The sequence below is a fragment of the Paenibacillus sp. FW126-R14 genome (assembly GCF_058789495.1).
The window spans coordinates 48,402-55,835 of the sequence record NZ_JBYTBS010000048.1; the positions used below are offsets into that span (position 1 = coordinate 48,402).

Here is a 7,434-nt window from a genome sequence, read left to right on the forward strand (position 1 = left end):
TTTACGAATGGGAAGGTATATGATGAAAAGGCTCTTCCTTTCCATCCCGTTGCTTCTGATCATATCGTTCGTAACGTTCATACTGCTTAATCTTTCAGCGATCGATCCCGCAGAAGCCGTCCTGCATGCACGGGGTATCCCCCAAATTACGGATGAGCTCATTGCGCAAACCAAGAGCGAGTTGGGGCTTGACCGGTCATTCATGATTCGATATATTCACTGGCTTACGGCTTGCATGAGTCTGGATTTCGGACATTCTTTTGCGACAGGCAAACCGGTGTGGTCTTTACTCGGCCCGGCTTTTCTGAATACGTTGAAACTCACTTTTGTTTCTTCGTTCGCCATTATTCTGCTATCGATCCTGTTAGGTATCGTCTGTGCGTTGCAAGAAGGCAAGTGGCTCGATAAATCGATCAGAGGCATTGCTTTTATCCTGACTGCCATGCCGCCATATTGGCTCGGCGCGCTTATGATCTGGTATTTTTCCGTGAAACTGGACTTGTTGCCGACAAGCGGTATGCATGGCTATCAAAGTTATATTCTGCCGGTTTCGGTGATCTCGGTCAGCTATGCCGGAATTTACTTTCGAAATGTCAGAAGCGCCATGTTGAGCAACTTAAACGAAGACTACGTGCTCTATGGAAGAGCTTGCGGTCTGTCCGAGACGAAGATTATCAAGCATATTGTAAGAAATTCCTTGCAAGTGGCTGTTTCGATATTTTGTATGGCTATACCTGCCATACTCGGAGGTACGGTCGTCATTGAAAATGTGTTTGCATGGCCGGGTCTGGGAAGTTTGAGCGTTAAGTCCATTATGGGCCGGGATTTTCCGATTCTTCAAGCCTACGTTCTCATTTTGGGAGCGGCCTTTGTAGGATTTAACACGATTTCCGATCTGATCCAAGCGGCATTGAACCCCCAATTAAGGAAGGACATCTGATGAAGGTTGCGAAGCGTCTAGCCAAAGATAAGCTTGCCATGGTTTCCTTGGCCATTATTGCCGGCACGGCCCTTGCCGGTCTCTGCGCGCCGTTAATTGCCCCGCATGATCCGGAAGAAGTCAATATGAGTCTTCGGTATGCGGGCTTCTCTTGGAGCTATCTCTTAGGGAACGACCACTTGGGGCGATGCATACTATCAAGATTGCTGTACGGCATCCGCCCCAGCGTGCTGTGGGTTGCCGTTGCCTTATTCATCTCCGTAGGGATCGGCTCTGTCTTAGGCTTCCTTGCGGGTTATTTTAAAGGCAAAACAGATGCGCTGATCATGAGGATTTGCGATATTATGCTATCATTTCCCGGCTATGTCATGACGCTCGCGATTGTTGGCATTTTGGGAACGGGGCTTGCGAATATTCTGATTGCGTTTGTTTGCATGAAATGGGCATGGTTTGCCAGAGTGATCCGTGCCTCCGTTATGCAGTATTCCCAGCTTAATTATGTGAAGTTTGCACAAGTGACAGGCATAAGTCATATGAAAATTATGTATCGACATCTGATGCCGGCTGCTCTTTCCGATATTGCTGTAATTTCGAGCAGTGCGATGTGCTCAATGATTTTGCAAATATCAGGCTTCTCGTTTCTGGGGTTAGGCATCCAGGCCCCCCACGCCGAATGGGGCATGATGCTGAACGAAGCGAGAAGCGTCATGTTCTCCAAACCGCAGCTCATGCTGGCGCCAGGCCTTGCCATCATGATTATCGTTTCGGCCTTTCATTTCTTGTCTGATGCGCTTCAAATTGCGCTGGATCCCAAATTACATGCCTCTGCCCACAAGATGCAGGCCAAAGAGGTGACGATCTAAATCATGAATATCTTGGAAGCCCAGCATCTGAAAATATGGGATGCGAATACAAGCGCAGTCCTTGTATCGGACAGTTCCTTTTCCTTGAAGCAAGGAAGCTGTCTGGCTATTGTAGGTGAAAGCGGAAGCGGGAAATCGCTGACTTGCCGAGCGCTCATGAGATTGAATCGGCCTTGGATGCTGCAATCCGGCGATGTCCGTTTTAAGGGTGAAAGTCTGATGTCGCTCTCGCCGAAAGAAATGAGAAAGAAAAGAGGCAAGCACCTCTACATGATTGTTCAAAACGGGATGCGCGCCTTTGACCCGTCCTGTGTGGTTGGCGTCCATGCGAGAGTGATGCTGGCCCAGCATTTCAGCTGGAGTAAGATAGACATCGAACAAAAAATGGTCCAAGCGATGAAGAGCGTCATGCTCAAGAATCCAGTGGAGATGATGAACAAATATCCTCACGAGTTATCGGGCGGGATGCTTCAGCGGATGATGATCGCTTTAGCGCTTGTTCTTGAGCCCGAGATCATCATTGCCGATGAACCGACGACAGCGCTCGATACCATCTCGCAATTCGAGGTTGTAGAGCAATTGATACGTATGCGGGAGAGAACAGGCTGTTCCATGATTCTGGTCTCTCACGATCTCGGAATTGTCAAGAAGATTGCGGATGAGGTTCTTGTTATGAGGGACGGGGCTATTGTTGAGAACGGCCGGATTCCTGCCATTTTTACAGAATCGCAGCACCCTTATACGCAATATCTGGTGTCTAGCCGATTAGCGCTCAGCGCCCATTTTAAAAAGATCATGGAGGAGAGGGTGCTGCTTGCTAGTCGTTGACAGCGTTGAGAAATCGTATCGAAATAAGGGGTTCTTTTCAGTTGATAAACACTATGTTTTGAAAAATATTACTTTTTCTTGCGGATATGGCGAATGTCTAGGGATTATTGGCGAAAGCGGAAGCGGCAAATCGACGCTCGGGCGGTTGATTGCCGGAATGGAGAAGCCTGATCGCGGATCCATCCTCTTGAAGGGAAAGAACGTTGCGGATCGAACGATCCGCTCAGGCCATATCAGCGTCGTTTTTCAAGACTATACCTCGTCGATTAATCCGTTCTTTACCGTTGAACAGGCGATTATGGAGCCGCTGAGCCTGCGAAGCAGGGGGATCACGGACAATCATAGCAAACTGGACCATCTCTTGCATCAAGTTGGCTTGCCCGCGTCCTACCGGACGAAATATCCGCATGAGTTATCGGGTGGAGAGGCTCAGCGCGTCTGTATTGCCAGGGCGATCTCAACGGAACCCCAGTGCATCGTATTGGATGAGGCGATCAGCTCTCTAGACGTATCCGTCCAAACGCAAGTGCTTGAGCTGCTCCAAAACTTAAAGGACATCTACCGCATGAGCTATATTTTTATCACGCATGATATGCAGGCTGCCGCCTATCTTTGTGACAGGGTGATGATCTTTAGAAATGGGGAAATCGAAGAAATCGTTCCCATTGAAGAATTGCAGCATGTCCAGTCTGCGTATGCAAGAACGTTATTGCAGAGACAAATCACGTTTTAATGTAGGAGGAACACATTTTGACCGGAGCGTTGGCCTGGCCTTTTGTACGTTTATATGTGCTTGCTCTTCTCTTTTTCAGCGCCAATGCCATACTGAACGTCATCATTCCTTTGCGGGGGGAGTCGCTGGGAGCCAGCAATACAGCCATCGGCTTGATCATGGGAGCGTACATGTGTACGGCGATGCTATTCCGCCCATGGGCAGGAGAGATCATCCAACGGCAAGGTCCGATCAAAGTATTGCGCATCATTCTTGTGATTAACGGGTTCGCGCTGCTCCTGTATACCTTCACTGGCTTGGAAGGTTTTTTGATGGCTCGCATCCTCCAGGGATGTTCGACGGCTTTTTTCTCAATGGCTTTGCAAATTGGAATTATCGATGCTTTGCCAGAGAAAGATCGTTCTCAGGGCATTTCACTGTATTCCTTATTTACATACATGCCCGGCATTCTTGGACCGCTGCTGGCGATCGGCATTTGGCAAGCGGGAGGGATGAGCTATTTCAGCATCCTGCTGGTTGCCATTGCAATCGGCACCGGCGTGTTCGGCTACAGCATTCGCATGGAAAAAGAAAGGAAGTCTCCTGCCGGCAATCAGAAGGAGCGGAGACTTGGCGTAGTTCAATACTTGAGTCAGTTGGTGAAAAACCCGTATTTGTTCAAATGCAGCGTCTTGATGCTGGCAGCTTCAACGGTATTCGGTGCGATTACGAACTTCCTGCCGCTGTATGCCGCGCAGATGAAACATGGCAGCGCCGGCATCTATCTCATGCTTCAGGCCGGGGTCGTGGTCTTGGCACGTTTTGCTTTAAGAAAAAAAATCCCGTCAGATGGACGGTGGCATTCTTTCTTTATCATGAGCATCATGCTCATCTTGTCGGCAGCCGCACTGTGCGTTAGCTATTCCGTCGAAGGAGGGAGCTTCTTTTTCTATGCGGGCGCAGTGCTGATGGGAATAGCCCAAGCGCTTCTTTACCCGGCGTTAACGACCTATTTAAGTTTTGTTCTGCCGCAGATGAGCCGCAACGTGCTTCTGGGTCTATTCATTGCGATGGCTGATCTGGGAATGTCACTGGGTGGAGTCATCATGGGGCCGATCGCTGATGCTACTTCTTATTCATTCATGTATATGATTTGTGCCATGATTGGCGTTGTAATGATTATTTTTGCTTATGAGCGAAGAAAAATGTATGTTGGTGAAGGGTCTTAGAGGATTTACTTTTGTAAAACAAAAGAGCAAATTTTGTTTGACCAGAGGGTGTCCCATCAGTCATGGAAATGACTGGGGACACCCTCTCATTTTTTGCCCGAACAAAGTAATCGCTTCGTAACCTGTCTGTTTAGAGGAAACGTTTTATGCAGGTGACTTACTAAAAAAGGAAATTCATAATTTAAACCGAATATATCTTTAAATCTTAGATCCAAGACATATCACGGTGAAATAATGATTAACATGGGGAATGGAATCGCATGTTTAAGAAACTTATCGATACTATTAGGGCGAAAATATTAAGTCGTAAATTAGGTGTTGAAGTACAGATTGCTCGTTATGAATATCAAGGTGAACCCATTACTGGTGAAGAGTTATTAGGTTTATTAGATCGTATTTTTTCGCCGAGGCTTGCTAGTTTGGGGCTGAAATGGCGAGGTGACTACACCTGGATTAGTGAAAGCACAAATGGAATTAGGAAAATAGTTCAATACGGTAGATTTACAAGAAGCGGGAATCGCGGGTACATATCTTGGGGAGTAGTGCTTGATTTTGTGATGATCCCAAAAGGCAATAAACTTATTTACAATCGAACGGAAAAAACAGCAATGATCCATATCGGCGAATGGGCAGATGGATACGTAAGGTCATTTAGAGATGAGGAAATGATTGACGGTATTGGTGTAGCTTCTCACGATTCTCAGATTGCCAAAAAAACACTTACTCAAGCAATAGATGGAGAGCTTAACAATATAAAGGCTTTTTACGATCGAACTTCGTGTCTTGACCAAATTATTGAAACTGCAAAAAATCAATTAGAAAATTCCAAATCTCCCTTTTCAGATATGAGATTTCCCTCCCCTGCTTATATACTCGCATTTATCTATGCACAGTTAGGGGAGCTCCGATTGGCCAATGATTATCTTCAAAGCGACAGATTTATGTCAGATTTAAACAACAAGTTATGGTTAAATTTGGTCAAAGACAGGCTCAATCAATTAGCTGCAAAGTCTTTCAATCGAGGAAGTGAGAAAGAAGATAAAAGGGCATAGCAGCAATGGGGAGTATGGCACTTATGCATGGAACATAAATTTGCCAGAGAAAGTGAGAAAAACTTATAGGAGGCTTTTAAATGAAAAAGGTGTTGCTTGGTCTAGCAGCTTTGCTATTTTTAAGTAGTATTTCTACATCAATGGTTCTAGCTGAATCCGAACTGATGGATCCGATCATTCTCCCGTTGAAGGATGACAGCGGACAAAATTGGATACTACAAAACGAAAATGCTAAGTATCGTCTAAAGTGGTCAATAAGTAGCGATTCTCAATATGATCATTTCAATGCGAGGAAGGTAAATGAGCAAACCGTTATTTTGCATAATTTTAGCGAAGTATTTGCGGTCAATGACAACGGTCAAGTTTTATGGAAACAGAAAGATGCAAGTCGAGAGCTTGAGGTTGGTGCGGATGGAAGTCTTTTTACAGCTACTAACGATTTTGCGTTTTTAGATGAGACCAAGACTACATCAAAATCCTCAATAACTCGTTTCGATAAGAACGGGAATATAATTAAGCAATATGAGGATTTAACTTTTGCATTAGTCCGTGGGGGGAAAAGTCGTTTTATCGCGGATATGTTCTACTCTGTTGACTGGAAAGGCAATTTGATTGCCTTGTTAGAAAACGGACTTTCCGCGTTAGATCGTGATGGGAAAATGAAATGGCAGTTAAAAGAATTGAAAGTCAAAGATAAAAATTATGATGTATTTAAGATTAATTTTCTAACTTCAGATAATAAGGGCAATCTGCTCGTAGCTGTCGATAATGAACTTATTTGCCTGAATGATGAGGGAGAAGTTGTGTGGGGGAGATCCATGGATTTGTCGAAGTCCAAAATGAAAATGTCTGGGAACTATCTTGTAGTCGGTGAGACGATTTATACAGTAACCAGAACAGGACTAACAGAAGAAACAAATCCAGAGATTGCTTTTGCCCTAAGTGGACGACCTATTGACCATCACGGAGGCTATTACCAAGTGGATGAAAAAACCTCATCTTTAAGTAACAATAAATTCCAGTCCAGTAATGCGATTTGGAGCTATACCCTTAGTGCCTCTGAACGCTCAGCGGGATACCATATGGCTGGTAATTATAATCAGAATTTAGTTTCTGATGATCAGGGGAACGTCTATGTATCGACAAACGGAGGTACTATTCATTCTTTAGATAACCAAGGAAACTCTAGATTTACTCTTGAAATTACTAACAAAATCATCGGCTACTCCCAGATCATTCCGCTATCAGAGAATAAGATTGTCATCACCAACAATCGAAATGTGATTTGTCTTGAGAAAGTAGATGAGAAACAAAGTGGAATTTCATTATGGCTGAACGGAAAAGAACAGTCTCTCCAGCATAAACTCATCATGCAAGATGGCCGTGTGATGATTTCACTTCGTGAAGTTTTTGAAATGCTCGGAGCCCAAGTGACTTGGAACCAAGAAAATTATCAAATTACAGCCGAGAGAGATGTCAGAAAGATCATTATGCAAATTGGATCGAAAGAGGCGTCCTTCAATGGAATTACTACGAGTATTGATACTGCTCCAGCATTGATTGATGACGTCACATTCGTACCGCTTCGTTTCGTCACTGAAGCACTTGGTAGTAAAGTAGAATGGGACGATGAGAATAAAATTGTTCGCATCATGAATTGATCAACAAATGAATCCAATTAGGTGTATGCTCAATAAAATGGAATAAAGCTTTTTAATGAATTCTGCAACAAACCGCTAGTTTTGCCGCGGTATCCTTTAAAATCTATAGAATTGTTCCATGATTCTTTAGATGATTAGTTTTGTTGCAG

At 44.6% G+C, this 7,434-nt stretch carries 7 protein-coding genes; all 7 read left to right on the top strand.

Annotated elements, in window-relative coordinates:
• Nucleotides 1-7 precede the first annotated feature (7 nt).
• Nucleotides 8-940, top strand: a complete 933-nt coding sequence (gene opp1B, locus AC3WRW_RS24820; RefSeq protein ID WP_492548921.1) for a nickel/cobalt ABC transporter permease — start codon at nt 8-10, stop codon at nt 938-940.
• Nucleotides 940-1,803, top strand: coding sequence for a staphylopine uptake ABC transporter permease subunit CntC (cntC, locus tag AC3WRW_RS24825; RefSeq protein WP_492548922.1), 864 nt, complete (start codon nt 940-942; stop codon nt 1,801-1,803). Before opp1B ends, cntC begins: the two co-directional genes overlap by 1 nt.
• Before the next feature lie 3 nt (nt 1,804-1,806).
• Nucleotides 1,807-2,631, top strand: a complete 825-nt coding sequence (gene cntD, locus AC3WRW_RS24830) for a staphylopine uptake ABC transporter ATP-binding protein CntD (protein WP_492548923.1) — start codon at nt 1,807-1,809, stop codon at nt 2,629-2,631.
• Nucleotides 2,618-3,364: an ABC transporter ATP-binding protein gene (locus AC3WRW_RS24835; RefSeq protein ID WP_492548924.1), complete on the top strand. Its 747-nt coding sequence runs from the start codon at nt 2,618-2,620 to the stop codon at nt 3,362-3,364. The genes cntD and AC3WRW_RS24835 overlap by 14 nt, the downstream gene beginning before the upstream one ends.
• A gap of 17 nt (nt 3,365-3,381) precedes the next feature.
• Nucleotides 3,382-4,572, top strand: coding sequence for a staphylopine family metallophore export MFS transporter CntE (gene cntE, locus AC3WRW_RS24840; protein ID WP_492548925.1), 1,191 nt, complete (start codon nt 3,382-3,384; stop codon nt 4,570-4,572).
• Nucleotides 4,573-4,832: 260 nt separating this feature from the next.
• The gene (locus AC3WRW_RS24845; protein ID WP_492548926.1) at nt 4,833-5,624 is read left to right on the top strand and encodes a hypothetical protein; all 792 of its coding nucleotides are present in this window, start codon (nt 4,833-4,835) and stop codon (nt 5,622-5,624) included.
• A gap of 80 nt (nt 5,625-5,704) precedes the next feature.
• Nucleotides 5,705-7,285: a stalk domain-containing protein gene (locus AC3WRW_RS24850; protein ID WP_492548927.1), complete on the top strand. Its 1,581-nt coding sequence runs from the start codon at nt 5,705-5,707 to the stop codon at nt 7,283-7,285.
• Nucleotides 7,286-7,434 lie beyond the last annotated feature (149 nt).